Origin of the sequence: Streptomyces sp. KMM 9044 (genome assembly GCF_024701375.2) — a bacterium.
In the GTDB taxonomy this organism is placed as follows: Bacteria; Actinomycetota; Actinomycetes; order Streptomycetales; family Streptomycetaceae; genus Streptomyces.
The window spans coordinates 5,151,302-5,167,058 of the sequence record NZ_CP113910.1; the positions used below are offsets into that span (position 1 = coordinate 5,151,302).

General features: G+C 74.0%; 12 protein-coding genes. 9 read left to right on the plus strand and 3 right to left on the minus strand.

Features of this window, described 5'->3' with window-relative positions; genetic code table 11:
* Positions 1–65 precede the first annotated feature (65 nt).
* The 3 genes from HUV60_RS23170 (at position 66) to hemW (ending at position 5,101) form a co-directional block, all read left to right on the plus strand.
* Positions 66–1,280: a glycosyltransferase gene (locus HUV60_RS23170; protein WP_269441226.1), complete on the plus strand. Its 1,215-nt coding sequence runs from the start codon at positions 66–68 to the stop codon at positions 1,278–1,280.
* A 383-nt stretch (positions 1,281–1,663) separates the two neighbouring features.
* Positions 1,664–3,820: an ATP-binding SpoIIE family protein phosphatase gene (locus HUV60_RS23175; protein ID WP_257850222.1), complete on the plus strand. Its 2,157-nt coding sequence runs from the start codon at positions 1,664–1,666 to the stop codon at positions 3,818–3,820.
* 48 nt (positions 3,821–3,868) lie between these two features.
* On the plus strand, positions 3,869–5,101 hold the full coding sequence (gene hemW / locus HUV60_RS23180) for a radical SAM family heme chaperone HemW (RefSeq protein ID WP_257849147.1): 1,233 nt from the start codon (positions 3,869–3,871) through the stop codon (positions 5,099–5,101).
* A 145-nt stretch (positions 5,102–5,246) separates the two neighbouring features.
* Here the strand turns inward: hemW and HUV60_RS23185 are convergent, their stop codons facing one another.
* Positions 5,247–6,053 carry a DUF3097 domain-containing protein gene (locus HUV60_RS23185; protein WP_257849148.1) on the minus strand — a complete coding sequence of 269 codons (807 nt, stop codon included), beginning with the start codon at positions 6,051–6,053 and terminating at the stop codon, positions 5,247–5,249.
* A 42-nt stretch (positions 6,054–6,095) separates the two neighbouring features.
* Positions 6,096–6,821 carry an MBL fold metallo-hydrolase gene (locus HUV60_RS23190; RefSeq protein WP_257849149.1) on the minus strand — a complete coding sequence of 242 codons (726 nt, stop codon included), beginning with the start codon at positions 6,819–6,821 and terminating at the stop codon, positions 6,096–6,098.
* Positions 6,822–6,990: 169 nt separating this feature from the next.
* On the opposite strand from HUV60_RS23190, the gene hrcA reads away from it, so the two are divergent.
* The 4 genes from hrcA (at position 6,991) to HUV60_RS23210 (ending at position 11,117) form a co-directional block, all read left to right on the plus strand.
* A complete protein-coding gene (gene hrcA / locus HUV60_RS23195; protein WP_257849150.1) occupies positions 6,991–8,007 on the plus strand; it encodes a heat-inducible transcriptional repressor HrcA in 1,017 nt (338 codons plus the stop codon).
* Positions 8,008–9,147, plus strand: a complete 1,140-nt coding sequence (gene dnaJ / locus HUV60_RS23200; RefSeq protein ID WP_257849152.1) for a molecular chaperone DnaJ — start codon at positions 8,008–8,010, stop codon at positions 9,145–9,147.
* 159 nt (positions 9,148–9,306) lie between these two features.
* Positions 9,307–10,380, plus strand: coding sequence for a nitronate monooxygenase (locus HUV60_RS23205; RefSeq protein WP_257849153.1), 1,074 nt, complete (start codon positions 9,307–9,309; stop codon positions 10,378–10,380).
* The gene (locus tag HUV60_RS23210; RefSeq protein ID WP_257849154.1) at positions 10,377–11,117 is read left to right on the plus strand and encodes a 16S rRNA (uracil(1498)-N(3))-methyltransferase; all 741 of its coding nucleotides are present in this window, start codon (positions 10,377–10,379) and stop codon (positions 11,115–11,117) included. The genes HUV60_RS23205 and HUV60_RS23210 overlap by 4 nt, the downstream gene beginning before the upstream one ends.
* Positions 11,118–11,126: 9 nt before the next feature.
* Here HUV60_RS23210 and HUV60_RS23215 read toward each other — a convergent pair whose 3' ends face one another.
* Positions 11,127–11,513: a hypothetical protein gene (locus HUV60_RS23215; protein ID WP_257849155.1), complete on the minus strand. Its 387-nt coding sequence runs from the start codon at positions 11,511–11,513 to the stop codon at positions 11,127–11,129.
* 72 nt (positions 11,514–11,585) lie between these two features.
* Between HUV60_RS23215 and HUV60_RS23220 the strand changes: the two genes are divergently transcribed.
* Positions 11,586–12,158, plus strand: a complete 573-nt coding sequence (locus HUV60_RS23220; RefSeq protein ID WP_257850223.1) for a hypothetical protein — start codon at positions 11,586–11,588, stop codon at positions 12,156–12,158.
* Between the two features lie 45 nt (positions 12,159–12,203).
* Positions 12,204–15,440, plus strand: coding sequence for a S41 family peptidase (locus HUV60_RS23225; RefSeq protein WP_257849156.1), 3,237 nt, complete (start codon positions 12,204–12,206; stop codon positions 15,438–15,440).
* The last annotated feature ends 317 nt before the right edge of the window (positions 15,441–15,757 follow it).

Genomic DNA, 15,757 nt, shown 5'->3' on the forward strand with positions numbered 1-15,757 from the left:
GGCGCAGACGAGGGGCCTCGACGGGCCACGGTGACCGGGCGGCGCGCGCCGAGGATAATCGCCGCATGCGGATTCTGATCGTCACCGCCGGCTCACGGGGAGATGTCGCGCCCTTCACAGGTCTGGGGCGGCGCCTGCTGGACGCGGGCCATCAGGTCGCCGTGGCCGCTCATCCGTCCTTCGGCGCACTCGTCGGCGGGTGCGGTCTCGGCCACCGGCCTGTGCCGGGAGACCCGCAGGGGCTGCTTCGAGCCTGGTCCCGGGCGGCTTCGCGGGAGGAAGCCCGGGCGATGACCAGGGCGTACGCGGACGGCCTCGCCGATGGAGTGGCGGACGCCGTGGCCGCCGGAGCCGACCTGGTGCTCACCCCCTTCGGTCCCGCACCGCTCAGCCGGACGGCCGGCGAAGCGTTCGGCGTCCCCGTCATCGGCACCTACCTCACACCGGCGTTCGCCACCGCGAAGTTCCCGCTGCCCGGGGCACGAGACATTGACGGCCCGGGCCCGGAGGGGAACCTCGCGGCCGGCCGGGCCGTGCTGGAACGCGCAAGAGGGGTCTTCGCGGACGCCGTGACCAGGCTGCGCGACCGCCTCGGGCTGCCTGCCGACGCACCATCGGCACCGGAGGAGATCCGGCCGGTCCTCCACGGCTTCAGCCCGCTGGTCGTGCCGCGTCCCGGGGACTGGCCGTCGGGGGTGGGCGTGGCGGGCTACTGGTGGCCCGCCCGGCCGGACCGCTGGCAGCCTCCGGCTGAACTGGTCGACTTCCTCCAGGCCGGTCCGCCTCCGGTGTTCATCGGGTTCGGCAGCATGGCACCGGGGCACGGGGAACGGCTCAGCGAGCTGGTGGCCGCGGCGGTGGAGCGGGCAGGTGTACGCGCGGTGGTGCAGGCGGGGTGGGCCGAACTGGGCGGCCGCGGCGCCGACGTCCTGGCCGTCGGCGACCTTCCGCACGACTGGTTGTTCCCCCGCACCGCCGCCGTCGTCCACCACGCAGGGGCGGGTACCACCGCGGCCGGACTGCGGGCCGGAGTGCCCGCCCTGCCCGTACCGGTCATGGCCGACCAGCCGTTCTGGGCGTCCCGGCTGTACCGGCTGGGAGTCGCTCCCCGGCCCCTGCCGTTCCAGGATCTCACCGCCGAAGCCCTCGGCGCCGGGATCACCGCCTGTCTGTCCGATCCGGCCCACCGCCGCCGCGCGGCCGAACTCGCCCGCGGCATCGCCGCAGAGGACGGCGCCGCCGCGGTGCTCGCCCACATCGGCTCAGGACGCGCCGGGTGAATCCGGGGACACTCCATCGCCGTGGGCACCCGCGAAGGCTTCGGGGCAGCGCCGGAGGGTGCGTGTCCGTCCCCTTTCTGGCCACTCGTGGCGCGCCGTCCACCGCGGCGATGTGGCGTGCACCACGTCGATTCGTCCGGTTGGTCCGAGCAGGGGCGGGATCCCGGTTCGGCTGCCCGGGGCCCGTCGAGGGGCACGGGCCTCCCACTCTCCCGTGCTGCGCGAAATTGGCCGGTTTTCGGTCAGTTCTTGACCGGGTGCGGGGTGCTGTTCCTGTTTTCAGTGGTCCAGTTCGGTAACTGGTTGCTTATGGGTGGGGTCGGTCTGTCACTCTGTCGGCATTGATCGAGGTGTATTCGTACGAACTGCCCGGGGAGCTGCCCATGGGGGCCATTCCGACGCAACGGGAGGCCTCGCCTGCCGCATCCGAGGCGTTCGCGCGGGCGTGTGCGCGGGCGGACGCGACCCTGCCCGGCGGTTCCCTCGCCCCGGGGTCCGCGCGCGCCCTGGTGCGGGCGGCGCTCGCCGAGTGGACGGAACGCGCCCTGCCCGGCGTCGAGCACCTCACCACCCGTGCCGGTGACGACGCCACGCTGATCGCCAGCGAGCTGGTCACCAACGCCGTCGTCCACGCCGGGACCGAGGTACGGCTGACCTGCACGCTGGAGGACACCGGTGTGCTCGTCATCGAGGTCGCCGACCGGCACCCCTCCCGCGCCCCGCGCGACGGCGGGCCGGACGCGGTGCCCTCCGAGAGCCCCGAGCACGGGCGGGGGCTGCGGCTCGTCGCCGCTCTCTCCGAGGCCTGGGGGATCACCTACCGGCCCGGCGCCCACACGAAGACGATCTGGGCCCGGGTCCCCGCCAGGGGCCTCGCGCCGGACGACCCCGACGACCCCGACGCCCCGGACGACCCGGACGAGGTGACGGGCGGTACGGGGCGCCCGGCCGGCGGGGGCGCCTGGGGCGACGACGTGTGCGCGTACGCGGGGGAGGCGGAGCCGGACGGGGCGTACGAGGTCCCGGTGCCCGGCGGGGGCCGGGAGACGTGGCGTGCCTCGCGGCCGTACCGGCGGGACGGGGCCTGGCTGGGACGCGGAGCGCTGTCGTTCCTGGCCGAGGCGTCCGATCTGCTCGCCGGGCAGCTCGACGAGGATCTCGTCGCCGCGCTCGCCGGGCAGCTGATTGTTCCGCGGCTCGCGGACTGGTGCGCCGTGTGGCTGGAGGACGAGAGCAGCGGCCACGGCGGCTGGGGCGGGAGCGTGTCGGCCGACGGGTCCCGTCTCGCCCGGGTCTGGCACGCCGACGAGAGCCGCGTCGAGGAACTGAGCCGGGTGCTCGAGCAGAACCCGCCGCCGCTCTCCGACCCGTTGTCCCCCGGCCCGCTCGACTATCCCTGGCCCGAGAAGGCGTTCCGGATGCCGGAAGCCGGCCTCGGCGTGCCGGAGGGCTTCCACGTGCCGGGGAGCCTGGGCATGCCCGGGGTCGTGGACGGCGTTCCGGCGTACGACTGCGTCGTCTCCGTCTCCCTCCCCGTTCCTCTCCCCCCTCCGGTCTCCGTTCCCGCGCCCGGCGCGGCCCTCGCCTACCGGCTCGTCGTCGGCGGACGGTCGCTCGGGACGCTGGTGATCGGTCGGGCCGGGATCGGGCGGTTCCCGGACGAGATCACCGGGCTGGTGGAGGATCTCGGGCGGCGCGTGGCGCTCGCCATCGGCGCCGCCCGGCAGTACGCCCGGCAGGCCACCATCTCCGCCGTGCTCCAGCGCGGACTGCTGCCCGGCGCCGTCGCCGAGATCCCCGGTGTGCGCTCCGCGTTCGTCCACGAGCCCCTCGACAAGGGCGGGCCGAGCGGAGACTTCTACGACCTGTTCCAGGCGGGCGAGGGCCGCTGGTGCTTCGCCATCGGCGACGTCCAGGGCAAAGGGCCCGAGGCGGCCGTCGTCATCGGTCTCGCCCGGCCCTGGCTGCGGCTGCTCGCCCGGGAGGGTTACCGCGTCGCCGACGTCCTCGACCGCCTCAACCAGCTGCTCCTCGACGACGCCACCGAAGCCGCCGACGCCGCCGCCCGTGCCCTCGTCGCCGCAGGCGCCCGCCCCTCCGCCCCGGGCGACGGACCCCAGACCCGTTTCCTGTCCCTGCTCTACGGCGAGCTCACCCTCCGCGGCGGAGCCGAGGGCGGCGCCCGCGTCACCCTCGGCTCCGCCGGGCACCCCCTGCCACTGCTGCTCGCCCCCGACCGGACGGTCCGTACCGTCGCCCAGCCGCAGACCCTGCTCGGGGTCGTCGAGGACGCCACCTACAGCAGTGAGACCTTCGAGCTGCGCTCCGGCGACACCCTGCTCTGTGTCACCGACGGAGTCACCGAGCGGCGCTCCGGATCCCGCCAGTTCGACGACGGGGACGGGCTCGCCACGGCGCTGGCCGGCTGTGCGGGGCTGGACGCCGGGCTGACGGCGGAAAGGATCCACCGGCTCGTCCACGAGTTCGGGGCACGGCCACCGGCCGACGACCTCGCGCTGCTCGTGCTCCAAGCGGAGTGACTCCGCGGCGCGGTAAAGGACCAGGAGACGTGCGGGACAATGGAGCACATGCCTTCCGCACTCCCCGACGGCGAGCCCGTCCCCGCCGACGGCGCGCTGCCCGCGTCCGCGCTCGCCGGGGCCGCAGGCCGCCCCCTCGGGTTCTATCTGCACGTGCCGTACTGCGCGACCCGCTGCGGCTACTGCGACTTCAACACCTACACCGCCACCGAGCTGCGCGGCAGCGGGGGCGTGCTCGCCTCCCGTGACAATTACGCCGAGACCCTGACCGACGAGGTCCGCCTGGCCCGCAAGGTGCTCGGCGACGACCCGCGCGAGGTACGCACGGTGTTCGTCGGCGGCGGCACGCCCACCCTGCTGGCCGCCGGCGACCTCGTACGGATGCTGGCCGCGATCCGCGACGCGTTCGGGCTCGCGGCGGACGCCGAGGTGACGACGGAGGCGAATCCGGAGTCGGTCGACCCGGCCTACCTGGAGACCCTCCGCGCGGGCGGCTTCAACCGGATCTCCTTCGGCATGCAGAGCGCCCGGCAGCACGTGCTGAAGGTCCTCGACCGCACGCACACCCCCGGCCGCCCGGAGGCCTGCGTCGCCGAGGCGCGCGCGGCGGGCTTCGAGCACGTCAACCTCGACCTGATCTACGGCACCCCCGGCGAGTCCGACGACGACTGGCGGGCCTCGCTCGACGCGGCGACCGGTGCCGGGCCGGACCATGTCTCGGCGTATGCGCTGATCGTCGAGGAGGGCACCCAGCTGGCCCGGCGCGTCCGGCGCGGCGAGGTCCCGATGACCGACGACGACGTCCACGCCGACCGGTACCTGATCGCCGAGGAGGCCCTGTCGGCGGCCGGATTCGACTGGTACGAGGTGTCGAACTGGGCCACCTCCGACGCCGGCCGCTGCCTGCACAACGAGCTGTACTGGCGGGGCGCCGACTGGTGGGGCGCCGGCCCGGGGGCGCACTCGCACGTGGGCGGGGTGCGCTGGTGGAATGTGAAGCACCCGGGCGCGTACGCGACCGCCCTGGCCGAAGGGCGCTCACCGGGGGCCGGGCGCGAGATCCTCTCCGAGGAGGACCGCCGGGTGGAGCGCGTCCTGCTGGAACTGCGCCTGAAGGAGGGCGTTCCGCTGTCGCTGCTCCGCGGGGAGGGCCTCGAGGCCGCCCGCCGCGCCCTGACGGACGGCCTGCTTCGGCAGAGTTCGTACGACGAGGGCCGGGCAGCCCTCACCCTGCGGGGGCGGTTGCTGGCGGACGCGGTGGTGCGGGACCTGGTGGACTGAAGGGGGTCCCGGGGAGTGGGTTCTCGCCCCCGCGGCCCTCACCCGTTCCCCTCCTGCGGGGGCTGCGCCCCCAGACCCCGCAGCCGGCCTGAACGGCCTCGTCCGCAAACGCCGGACGGGCTCAGGCACCCGAGGACTGACGGCGTCAGGCCGGAGCCGTCACGAAATCGATCAACTCCTCCACCCGGCCCAGCAGAGCGGGCTCCAGGTCCCTGTACGAGCGCACCGAGCCGAGGATGTGCTGCCACGCCTCGCCGGTGTTCGCCACGCGCCAGCCCAGCGCCCGGCACACCCCCGTCTTCCAGTCCTGGCCGCGCGGGACGCGGGGCCAGGACTGGATGCCCAGGGACGACGGTTTCACCGCCTCCCAGATGTCGATGTAGGGGTGGCCCACCACCAGGGCGTGCTCACGGGTGACCGCCTCGGCGATGCGCGACTCCTTCGAACCCGGCACCAGGTGGTCCACCAGGACCCCCAACCGCGCGTCCGGGCCAGGACCGAACTCCTCGACGATCGCCGGGAGGTCGTCGACGCCCTCCAGGTACTCCACGACCACGCCCTCGACGCGCAGGTCGTCGCCCCACACCCGCTCGACCAGTTCGGCGTCGTGGCGTCCCTCGACGTAGATGCGCCCGGCGCGTGCCACGCGCGCGCGTGCGCCCGGGACGGCCACCGAACCGGACGCCGTACGGGCCGGACGCGACGGACCGGCGGCCGGCCGCACCAGCGTCACCACATGGCCCTCCAGGAGGAACCCGCGCGGCTCCAGCGGGAACACCCGGTGCTTGCCGAAGCGGTCCTCCAGGGTCACCGTGCCCGCCTCGCAGCGGATCACCGCGCCGCAGAATCCGCTGCCGGGCTCCTCCACCACCAGACCGGACTCGGCCGGCACCTCGGGGACGGGCCGGGACTTCTTCCACCCAGGGGTCAGGTCAGGAGAGTACGGGCGCATTCCGATGACGATAGGAGAAGCAGGCCCCGTTCGGCCGATGACTCAGCACGACACGCCGGAGCGGGCCGCGAGGGCGTCGCGCTGGGTCCGTACGAACGCCGCGTCCACCGCCGCGCCGTGGCCGGGGACGTACACCGCGTCCTCGCCGCCCAGGGCCAGCAGCCGGTCCAGAGCGGACGGCCAGTGCGACGGGACGGAGTCGGGGCCCGCCTGCGGTTCGCCGGACTCCTCCACCAGGTCGCCGCAGAACACCACCTTCGGGTCGCCGGTCACCAGCACCGCGAGATCGTGCGCCGTGTGCCCCGGGCCCACGTTCGCGAGCAGCGCCGGCCGTCCACCGCCCAGGTCGAGCGTCCACTCGCCGGACACCGTGTGCCGGGGGCGGACCAGCGCGTCCACGGCCTCCTCCGCGGCCCGCCTGTCCAGGCCGTGGCGCACCGCGTCCCTGAGCAGTTCCTCGCGCCCCCGGGCCAGTACCGTGTCCAGCCCCACCGCGCCGAACACCTCCGCACCCGCGAACACCGCGGCCCCCAGCACATGGTCGAAGTGGGGGTGGGTGAGCGCGAGATGCGTCACACGCCGCCCGGCGAGCGACTGCGCCCCGGCCCGCAACCGCGCGCCCTCGCGCAGGGACGAACCGGCGTCCACGAGCAGCACCGCGTCCGCCCCGACGACGAGTCCCACCGTGCAGTCCCACACGGGAAGCCGGCACCGCCCCACCCCCGGCGCCAGCCTTTCCCATCCCGACTCTTCCCAAGCCACCGTCATACCGTGACGCTAACGGCCTACGGCTTTCTCGGCGCGACCGCGCGGTACCGGCCTTGCCCGGGGAGTACCCCCCGGCCGTACACTGGGCGGGGAGTCTGGCACTCGCGTGCGAAGAGTGCCAGGGCATCCAGGGAACGGACCGGGCGGACGGCTTTTGGAGGTGTGCGTGATGCTCAGTGAACGCAGGCTCCAGGTGCTGCGTGCCATCGTCCAGGACTACGTCGGCACCGAGGAGCCCGTCGGCTCCAGGGCCCTCACCGAGCGGCACAACCTGGGCGTCTCCCCGGCCACCGTGCGCAACGACATGTCGGCCCTGGAGGACGAGGGCTTCATCGCCCAGCCGCACACCAGCGCCGGGCGCATCCCCACCGACAAGGGCTACCGGCTCTTCGTGGACAAGCTCGCCGGCGTCAAACCGATGACCGCGCCCGAGCGGCGCGCCATCCAGAACTTCCTGGAGGGCGCCGTCGACCTGGACGACGTCGTGGCCCGCACGGTGCGGCTGCTCGCGCAGCTCACCCGGCAGGTCGCCGTCGTGCAGTACCCGTCGCTGACCCGCTCGACCGTGCGGCACGTGGAACTGCTCCCGCTGGCGCCCGCGCGCGCCATGCTGGTGCTGATCACGGACACCGGACGGGTCGAGCAGCGTATGGTCGACTGCCCGGCGCCGGTCGGCGAAGCGTCCCTGGCGGATCTGCGGGCCCGGCTCAACAGCCGTGTCGCGGGCCGCCGTTTCACCGACGTACCGTCCCTCGTCGAGGACCTCCCGGAGGCCTTCGACCCCGAGGAACGCGGTACGGTCTCGACCGTGCTCTCCACCCTCCTGGAGACGCTGGTCGAGGAGAACGAGGAGCGGCTGATGATCGGCGGCACCGCCAATCTGACCCGCTTCGGGCACGATTTCCCCTTGGTGATCCGGCCTGTCCTGGAGGCGCTCGAGGAGCAGGTGGTGCTCCTCAAACTGCTCGGAGAGGCGAAGGATCCGGGCGTGACCGTCCGTATCGGTCATGAGAACGCCCATGAGGGACTCAACTCCACGTCCGTCGTGTCGGTGGGCTACGGTTCGGGCGGCGAGGCGGTTGCCAAGCTCGGCGTGGTCGGACCGACCCGCATGGATTACCCGGGAACGATGGGAGCGGTACGCGCAGTGGCACGGTACGTCGGACAGATCCTGGCGGAGTCGTAAGTGGCCACCGACTATTACGCCGTACTCGGCGTGCGCCGGGACGCGTCGCAGGAAGAGATCAAGAAGGCCTTCCGGCGACTCGCCCGCGAGCTGCATCCGGACGTCAACCCGGATCCGAAGACCCAGGAGCGGTTCAAGGAGATCAACGCCGCCTACGAGGTCCTGTCGGATCCGCAGAAGAAGCAGGTCTACGACCTCGGCGGCGACCCGACCCAGCAGGCCGGAGCAGGCGGCGGCGCGGGAGGCTTCGGGGCGGGCGGCTTCGGTAACTTCTCCGACATCATGGACGCGTTCTTCGGCACGGCGTCGCAGCGCGGTCCGCGCTCGCGCACCCGCCGCGGTCAGGACGCGATGATCCGCCTCGAGGTCGAGCTGGACGAGGCCGCGTTCGGCACGACCAAGGACATCCAGGTCGACACGGCGGTCGTCTGCACCACGTGCAGCGGTGAGGGCGCGGCGCCGGGAACCACGGCGCAGACCTGCGACATGTGCCGCGGCCGGGGCGAGGTCTCGCAGGTCACCCGGTCCTTCCTGGGCCAGGTCATGACCTCGCGCCCCTGCCCGCAGTGCCAGGGCTTCGGCACCGTCGTCCCGAACCCGTGCCCCGAGTGTGCGGGCGACGGACGGATCCGCTCCCGCCGCACCCTGACGGTGAAGATCCCGGCCGGTGTGGACAACGGCACCCGGATCCAGCTGGCGGGCGAGGGCGAGGTCGGCCCCGGCGGCGGCCCCGCCGGCGACCTCTACGTCGAGATCCACGAGCTGCCGCACAGCATGTTCCAGCGGCGCGGCGACGACCTGCACTGCACGGTCACCCTCCCGATGACGGCGGCCGCCCTCGGCACCAAGGTGCCGCTGGAGACGCTGGACGGCATGGAGGAGGTCGACATCCGGCCCGGCACGCAGTCCGGCCAGTCGATCCCGCTGCACGGCCGGGGCGTCACGCACCTGCGGGGCGGCGGCCGGGGCGACCTCATCGTGCACGTCGAGGTGCAGACCCCGGGCAAGCTCGACCCCGAACAGGAGCGCCTGCTGCGCGAACTCGCCAAGCTCCGCGGCGAGGAGCGCCCGCTGGGCCAGTTCCAGCCGGGCCAGCAGGGCCTGTTCTCCCGGCTGAAGGACGCCTTCAACGGGCGCTGACGGGCGGGGACCGGACGAGGTCCCCGCGGTGGCCCTGGAAGCCGGCCGCGCCCAGGGCGCGGCCGGCTTCCGGGGCCGGTTCGGACCCGTTCCCGATTCGGTTGTGGTCCTTCTCCGATCCAATTCGGAGATGTCCGAAGGACGTGGCAACATGCCGTCATGTCCTTGGCCCTCACCGACCTCCTCCGGCACCCCGTGGTGCAGGCCCCGATGGCGGGCGGAGTCGCCGTGCCACCGCTCGCCGCGGCCGTGTCCGAGGCGGGAGGGCTCGGGTTCCTGGCCGCCGGGTACAAGACCGCGGACGGGATGTACCAGGAGATCAAACAGCTGCGCGGGCTGACCGGGTCCCCCTTCGGCGTCAACGTCTTCATGCCCCAGCCCGAGACCCCCGACCCCGCCGCCGTCGGCGTCTACGCCCATCAGCTGGCCGGTGAGGCCCCCTGGTACGACACCGAGCTGGGTGACCCCGACAGCGGCCGCGACGACGGCTACGACGTCAAACTCGCCGTCCTGCTCGACAACCCGGTGCCGGTGGTGTCGTTCCACTTCGGCGTGCCCGCCGGTGACGTCCTGGACGCCCTGCGCCGCGCCGGCACGTTCACGCTGGCCACCGCCACCACCCCCGACGAGGCGCGGGCCGTTCAGGACGTGGGTGCCGACGCGGTGATAGCGCAGGGCGCCGAGGCCGGCGGCCACCAGGGCACCCACCGGGACTGCCCGGAGACGGACTGCTCCGGCATCGGGCTGCTGTCCCTGATCAGCCAGGTGCGGGAGGCCGTGGACATCCCGATCGTCGCGGCCGGCGGCATCATGCACGGCAGCCAGATCGCCGCGGTCCTCGCGGCAGGCGCCTCGGCTGCCCAGCTCGGCACGGCGTTCCTCGCCACGCACGAGTCCGGTGCGCACATCCTGCACAAGCAGGCGCTGACCAACCCCCTGTACACCCGCACCGAACTGACCCGCGCCTTCTCCGGACGCCCGGCCCGCGCCCTGGTCAACCGCTTCCTGCGGGAGCACGGCCGGTACGCCCCCGCCGCCTACCCGGACGTCCACCATCTGACCGCCCCGCTGCGCAAGGCCGCCGCCACCGCCGGGGATCCGCAGGGCATGGCGCTGTGGGCGGGACAGGGCCACCGGATGGCCCGCGAGCTGCCCGCCGGGCAGCTGGTGGAGGCGCTGGCCGCCGAACTCACCGCCACCCGGAACGCGTTGTCGGCGGGAGGTGCCCGATGACCGCCCCGGTCTTCGTCGTGGACGACTTCGGCACGGACGGCTCTGACCACCACGTGCTCGACGGCCCCGAGGGACGGCACGCCGTCTCCGTGAAGCGGCTGCGGGCAGGGGAGAGGGTCGTCCTCACCGACGGCGCCGGCCGTCGGGCCGAGGGCGAGGTGACCGGCACCGAGGGCAAGGACCGGCTGATCGTGCGCCTCGGCGACGTCGTCGAGGAGCCCGTGGAGTCGCCCCGGCTCACCGTCGTCCAGGCCCTGCCCAAGGGTGACAGGGGCGAGCTGGCCGTGGAGACGATGACCGAGGTCGGCGTCGACGCGGTCGTGCCGTGGTCGGCGGCGCGCTGTGTCACCCAGTGGCGGGGCGAGCGCGGGCTGAAGTCCCTCGGCAAATGGCGGGCGACGGCCCGCGAGGCGGGCAAGCAGTCCCGACGGACACACTTCCCGGAGGTCGCGGACGCGGCCACGACCCGGCAGGTCGCGTCACTTCTCGCCGAAGCCGACTTCGCCGCCGTCCTCCACGAGAGCGGCACCGAACCCCTCGCGACCGCCGAACTCCCCTCCTTCGGCACCATCGTGCTGGTCGTCGGCCCCGAGGGCGGGGTATCGCCGGAGGAGCTGGAGCTCTTCGCACAGGCCGGCGCCAAGCCCTACCGCCTGGGCCGCAGTGTCCTGCGCACCTCCACCGCCGGCACCGCGGCGACGGCCGTGCTCCTGACCCGCACGGGCCGCTGGTCCTGACGGCACAGGTCAGCCGTCCGCCGCGAGGGTGGCGGCGACCGCCGGGAACAGCTCCCAGCCGTCGAGCTCCGCGAACCCGGACCCGGACCCGGTGAGCAGCCCGCGCCGGGCCGCCTCGTCGGCGAAGGCCCGTACGACACCGGGCTCGTGCAGGTTGAGCCCCGCCTGTCCCCCGAGGGCCACGCACCCCGGGTGCAGGAAGCCGTCGGGGACGAAACGGCCCTCACTGCCCCGGAACACGAGGCGCGTCGTCCTTTCGCCCCGGTGCAGCGAGAGCACCTCCTGACAGGACTCCTCGGTACTGTGCCGATGGCGCACCGACCACAGGTGGGCGGTCGCTCCGCCCGCGACGGAACCGTCCACGACGAGTCTCCTGAGCCGGCGTTCGCTGCGCATCCGCTCACGGTAGTGCGCGGTGGCCGTATGCGCCCTACCGTCACGCCGGGGGGCGGTGGCAGGCTGCTGTCCATGGCGTCCAAGGGGGCACTGACAAGGAGTTGGCCGAGGTCCTGGCCGAGGGCTCGGCGCGGGACACGGTGGCGGCGGCCGGTCCTGGCCGTGGGGTTCGCCGTGGTCGCCGTGGGAGGGGCCGTGGCGTGCGAGCCGGGCTCGGTCGGCTCGCACGCGGTGGCGCTCACGACCGACGAGACGGTCACCCGGGAGCTCAACCGGCAGAAGGCCGGGGTGCGGTGGCTCAGCTGCACCGCCTCCTACGGGGACGACGCGAGCACGTCGTCGCGGTCCGCGAGCGCGAGCGAGAACACGGTGGCCACCGTGGACTGCGACGGGGAGACCGAGGACGGCAAGGAGATCACCGTCACCGGGAAGATCACCCACGCCGTCAACGGCGCCTGTGTGCGCGGGGACATCACCGCGAAGGTGGACGGCAAGCAGGTGTTCCGGGTCGACGGCCTGGGCGACTGCGACGCCACCAGCCCGCCTCCGGTGGGCGATCCCACGAGCCGCGGCCCGCGGCCCGCGGTCACGACGACCGTGTGGTGCGACCAGTACCCGTCCTGCCGCCCTGTCGAGGGCAAGTGATCCAAACCCCTGTCCACGCCGACCGCGCCTGCATAGGGTGACCGGGTGACGCACTCTGCTCCGGTCGCCTCCGCCGCGTATCTCCGGTTCCCGCATCCGCACGGCGGGTTGGTCGCCTTCACCGCCGAGGACGACGTGTGGCTCGCCCCGCTCGACGGCGGCCGCGCCTGGCGGGTCAGCGCGGACAACGTGCCGGTGACGGTGCCCCGCGTCTCGCCCGACGGCACCACCGTAGCCTGGACCTCCACCCGTGACGGTGCCCCCGAGGTGCACATCGCCCCCGTCGAGGGCGGCCCCGGTCGGCGCCTGACGCACTGGGGGAGCGCCAGGACCCAGGTGCGCGGCTGGACCCCGGACGGGAAGGTCCTGGCGCTCAGCACCCACGGTCAGGCCAGCCTGCGCCGCACCTGGGCCCGTGCGGTCCCTCTCGACGGCGGACCCGCCGCCACGCTGCCTCACGGCCCCGTGGGCGACGTCGCCCACGGGCCGCGCACCGTCCTGCTCTCCGCGACGATGGGCCGCGAGGCCGCCGCGTGGAAGCGCTACCGGGGCGGCACGGCGGGCAAGTTGTGGATCGAGCAGGACTCCGGCGACGGCGCGGAGAACACAGCCGACGGCCCCGGCGAGTTCGCCCGCCTGCACGCCGACCTCGACGGGAACATCGAGTACCCGATCTGGGTGGGGGCCAGGATCGCCTTCCTCTCCGACCACGAGGGCACCGGCGCGCTGTACTCCTCCCTCGCGGACGGGTCCGACCTGCGTCGGCACACGCCTCTCGGGGGCTTCTACGCCCGGCACGCCGCCACCGACGGCACCCGCGTCGTCTACTCCAGCGCCGGCCGGCTGTGGACCCTCGACGACCTGGACGGGGCGGAGCCCCGCCCGCTCGACATCCGGCTCGGCGGCCAGCGCGTCGACCTTCAGCCGTTCCCGGTGAACGCCGCCCGCTGGTTCGGCTCCGCATCCCCCGACCACACCGCGCGCGGCAGCGCCGTCTGCGTGCGCGGCACCGTCCACTGGGTCACCCACCGGTCGGGACCCGCCCGCGCCCTCGCCGCCACCCCCGGCGTCCGCGCCCGGCGCCCGCACACCTTCCGCGTGGACGGCGAGGAGTGGGTGGTGTGGGTGACCGACGCCGAAGGCGACGACGCCCTGGAGTTCGCCCCGGCCACCGGCCTCGCCCCCGGGGCGAGGCCGCGCCGGATCGCCGCCGGACAGCTCGGCCGGGTCCTGGGGCTCGCGATGTCGCCGGACGGCAGCCGCGCCGCGGTCGCCTCGCACGACGGCCGCGTCCTGCTCGTCGAGCGCGAGACCGGCGAGGTCCGCGAGGTCGACCGCAGCGCCGACGGCGACGTCCGTGGGCTGACCTTCTCCCCCGACTCCGCCTGGCTCGCCTGGTCCCACCCCGGCCCCCGTCCGCTGAGCCAGCTGAGGATCGCCGGCACCACCGACCTCCAGGTCACCGAGGCGACCCCGCTGCGCTTCCAGGACTACGCGCCCGCCTTCACCCTCGACGGCAAGCACCTCGCGTTCCTGTCGACCCGCTCCTTCGACCCGGTCTACGACGAGCACGTCTTCGACCTCGCCTTCGTCGAGGGCGCCCGGCCGCATCTGATCCCCCTCGCCGCGACGACCCCGTCGCCGTTCGGCCCGCAGCGGCACGGCCGCCCCTTCGAGACGCCGGACCGGGACGAGACCCCCGACAGCGAGGGCACTCCCACCACCCGGATCGACATCGAAGGGCTCGCCGACCGGATCGTGCCGTTCCCGGTCGAGGCCGCCCGCTACTCCAACCTGCGCGCCGCCAAGGACGGGGTGCTGTGGCTGCGGCACCCGGTGCGCGGTGTGCTCGGCGCGTCCCGGGCCACCCCCGACGACCCCGACCCGAAGACCGAGCTGGAGCGCTACGACCTCGCCCAGTCGCGCATCGAGCATCTGGCCTCGGACGCCGACCACTTCGAGGTCAGCGGCGACGGCAAGCGGGTGCTGCTGTGGACCGACGGCCGGCTCAAGGTCGTCCCCAGCGACCGGCGCGCCTCGGGCGACGACGACAGCGACAGCAACATCACCGTCGACCTCGACCGGGTCCGCCAGTTCATCGACCCGGCCGCCGAGTGGCGGCAGATGTTCGACGAGGCCGGCCGCATCATGCGGGACAACTACTGGCGGCCGGACATGAACGGCGTCGACTGGGGCGCCGTCCTCGACCGCTACCGGCCCGTCCTCGACCGGCTCGCCACCCACGACGACCTGGTCGACCTCCTGTGGGAGGTACAGGGTGAACTCGGCACCTCGCACGCCTACGTCACCCCGCGCGGCGGCTTCGGCGGCGGCGCCCGGCAGGGCCTGCTCGGCGCGGACGTCTCCCGCCACGAGAACGGCAGCTGGCGCGTGGACCGCATCCTGCCCGCGGAGACGTCCGACCCCCAGGGCCGTTCCCCGCTGGCCGCGCCCGGCGTCGCGATCCGCACCGGTGACGCGATCGTCGCCGTGGCCGGGCAGCCCGTCGACCCGGTGCGCGGGCCGGCCCCGCTGCTGGTCGGTACCGCGGGCAAGCCCGTCGAGCTGACCGTCTCCCCGGCCGGCGGCGGCGAGGCGCGGCACGCGGTCGTCGTCCCCGTCGCCGACGAGGAGCCGCTGCGCTACCACGCGTGGGTCGCCGACCGGCGGGCCCATGTCCACGAGCTGTCCGGCGGCCGGCTCGGTTACATCCACGTCCCCGACATGCAGGCTCCCGGTTGGGCCCAGATCCACCGGGACCTGCGGGTCGAGGTGGTCCGCGAGGGCCTGATCGTGGACGTCCGGGAGAACCGCGGCGGCCACACCTCCCAGCTCGTCGTGGAGAAGCTGGCCCGGCGGATCGTCGGCTGGGACCTGCCGCGCGGCATGCGGCCGGAGAGCTATCCGCAGGACGCGCCCCGCGGTCCGGTCGTCGCCGTCGCGAACGAGTTCTCCGGCTCCGACGGCGACATCGTCAACGCGGCGATCAAGGCGCTCGGCATCGGCCCGGTCGTCGGCACCCGCACCTGGGGTGGCGTCGTCGGCATCGACAGCCGCTACCGGCTGGTCGACAACACCCTCGTCACCCAGCCCAAGTACGCCTTCTGGCTGGAGGGTTACGGCTGGGGCGTGGAGAACCACGGCGTGGACCCGGACGTGGAGGTCGTCCAGCGCCCGCAGGACCATGCGGCGGGCCGGGACGTCCAACTGGACGAGGCGGTACGGCTGGCGCTGGCCGCGCTCGAGGAAACCCCGGCGAAGACGCCGCCGACAGTGGGGTAGGCAGCCCGGCGCCGGGGCGCGACCGGGTGGACGACGGCTTCCCTCGTCCTCCCGCGTCCGGGTGTCCGCCCGCGTCCCGGCGTCGTCCGTGTCCCCCCGTATCGGCGTCACCCGGCGTCCCGGGGTGCCCGCCCGCGTCCCGGCGTCGTCCGTGTCCCCCCGTATCGGCGTCACCCGGCGTCCCGGGGTGCCCGCCCGTGTGCTGGCACCGCCTCTGTCTCCGTGCATCGGCGTATCCGTGTGCCCCGGTGTCCGGCCCGTTCCTGTATGGCTCCGTATCCGCCCGCGTCCGGGTGTCCGCCCGCGTCCCGGCGTCG

Coding starts and splice junctions, on each gene's coding strand:
- HUV60_RS23170 (WP_269441226.1), top strand. CDS start 66: ATGCGGATTCTGATCGTCACCGCCGGCTCACGGGGAGATGTCGCGCCC.
- HUV60_RS23175 (WP_257850222.1), top strand. CDS start 1,664: ATGGGGGCCATTCCGACGCAACGGGAGGCCTCGCCTGCCGCATCCGAG.
- hemW (WP_257849147.1), top strand. CDS start 3,869: ATGCCTTCCGCACTCCCCGACGGCGAGCCCGTCCCCGCCGACGGCGCG.
- HUV60_RS23185 (WP_257849148.1), bottom strand. CDS start 6,053: ATGCGCCCGTACTCTCCTGACCTGACCCCTGGGTGGAAGAAGTCCCGG.
- HUV60_RS23190 (WP_257849149.1), bottom strand. CDS start 6,821: ATGACGGTGGCTTGGGAAGAGTCGGGATGGGAAAGGCTGGCGCCGGGG.
- hrcA (WP_257849150.1), top strand. CDS start 6,991: ATGCTCAGTGAACGCAGGCTCCAGGTGCTGCGTGCCATCGTCCAGGAC.
- HUV60_RS23205 (WP_257849153.1), top strand. CDS start 9,307: ATGTCCTTGGCCCTCACCGACCTCCTCCGGCACCCCGTGGTGCAGGCC.
- HUV60_RS23210 (WP_257849154.1), top strand. CDS start 10,377: ATGACCGCCCCGGTCTTCGTCGTGGACGACTTCGGCACGGACGGCTCT.
- HUV60_RS23215 (WP_257849155.1), bottom strand. CDS start 11,513: ATGCGCAGCGAACGCCGGCTCAGGAGACTCGTCGTGGACGGTTCCGTC.
- HUV60_RS23220 (WP_257850223.1), top strand. CDS start 11,586: ATGGCGTCCAAGGGGGCACTGACAAGGAGTTGGCCGAGGTCCTGGCCG.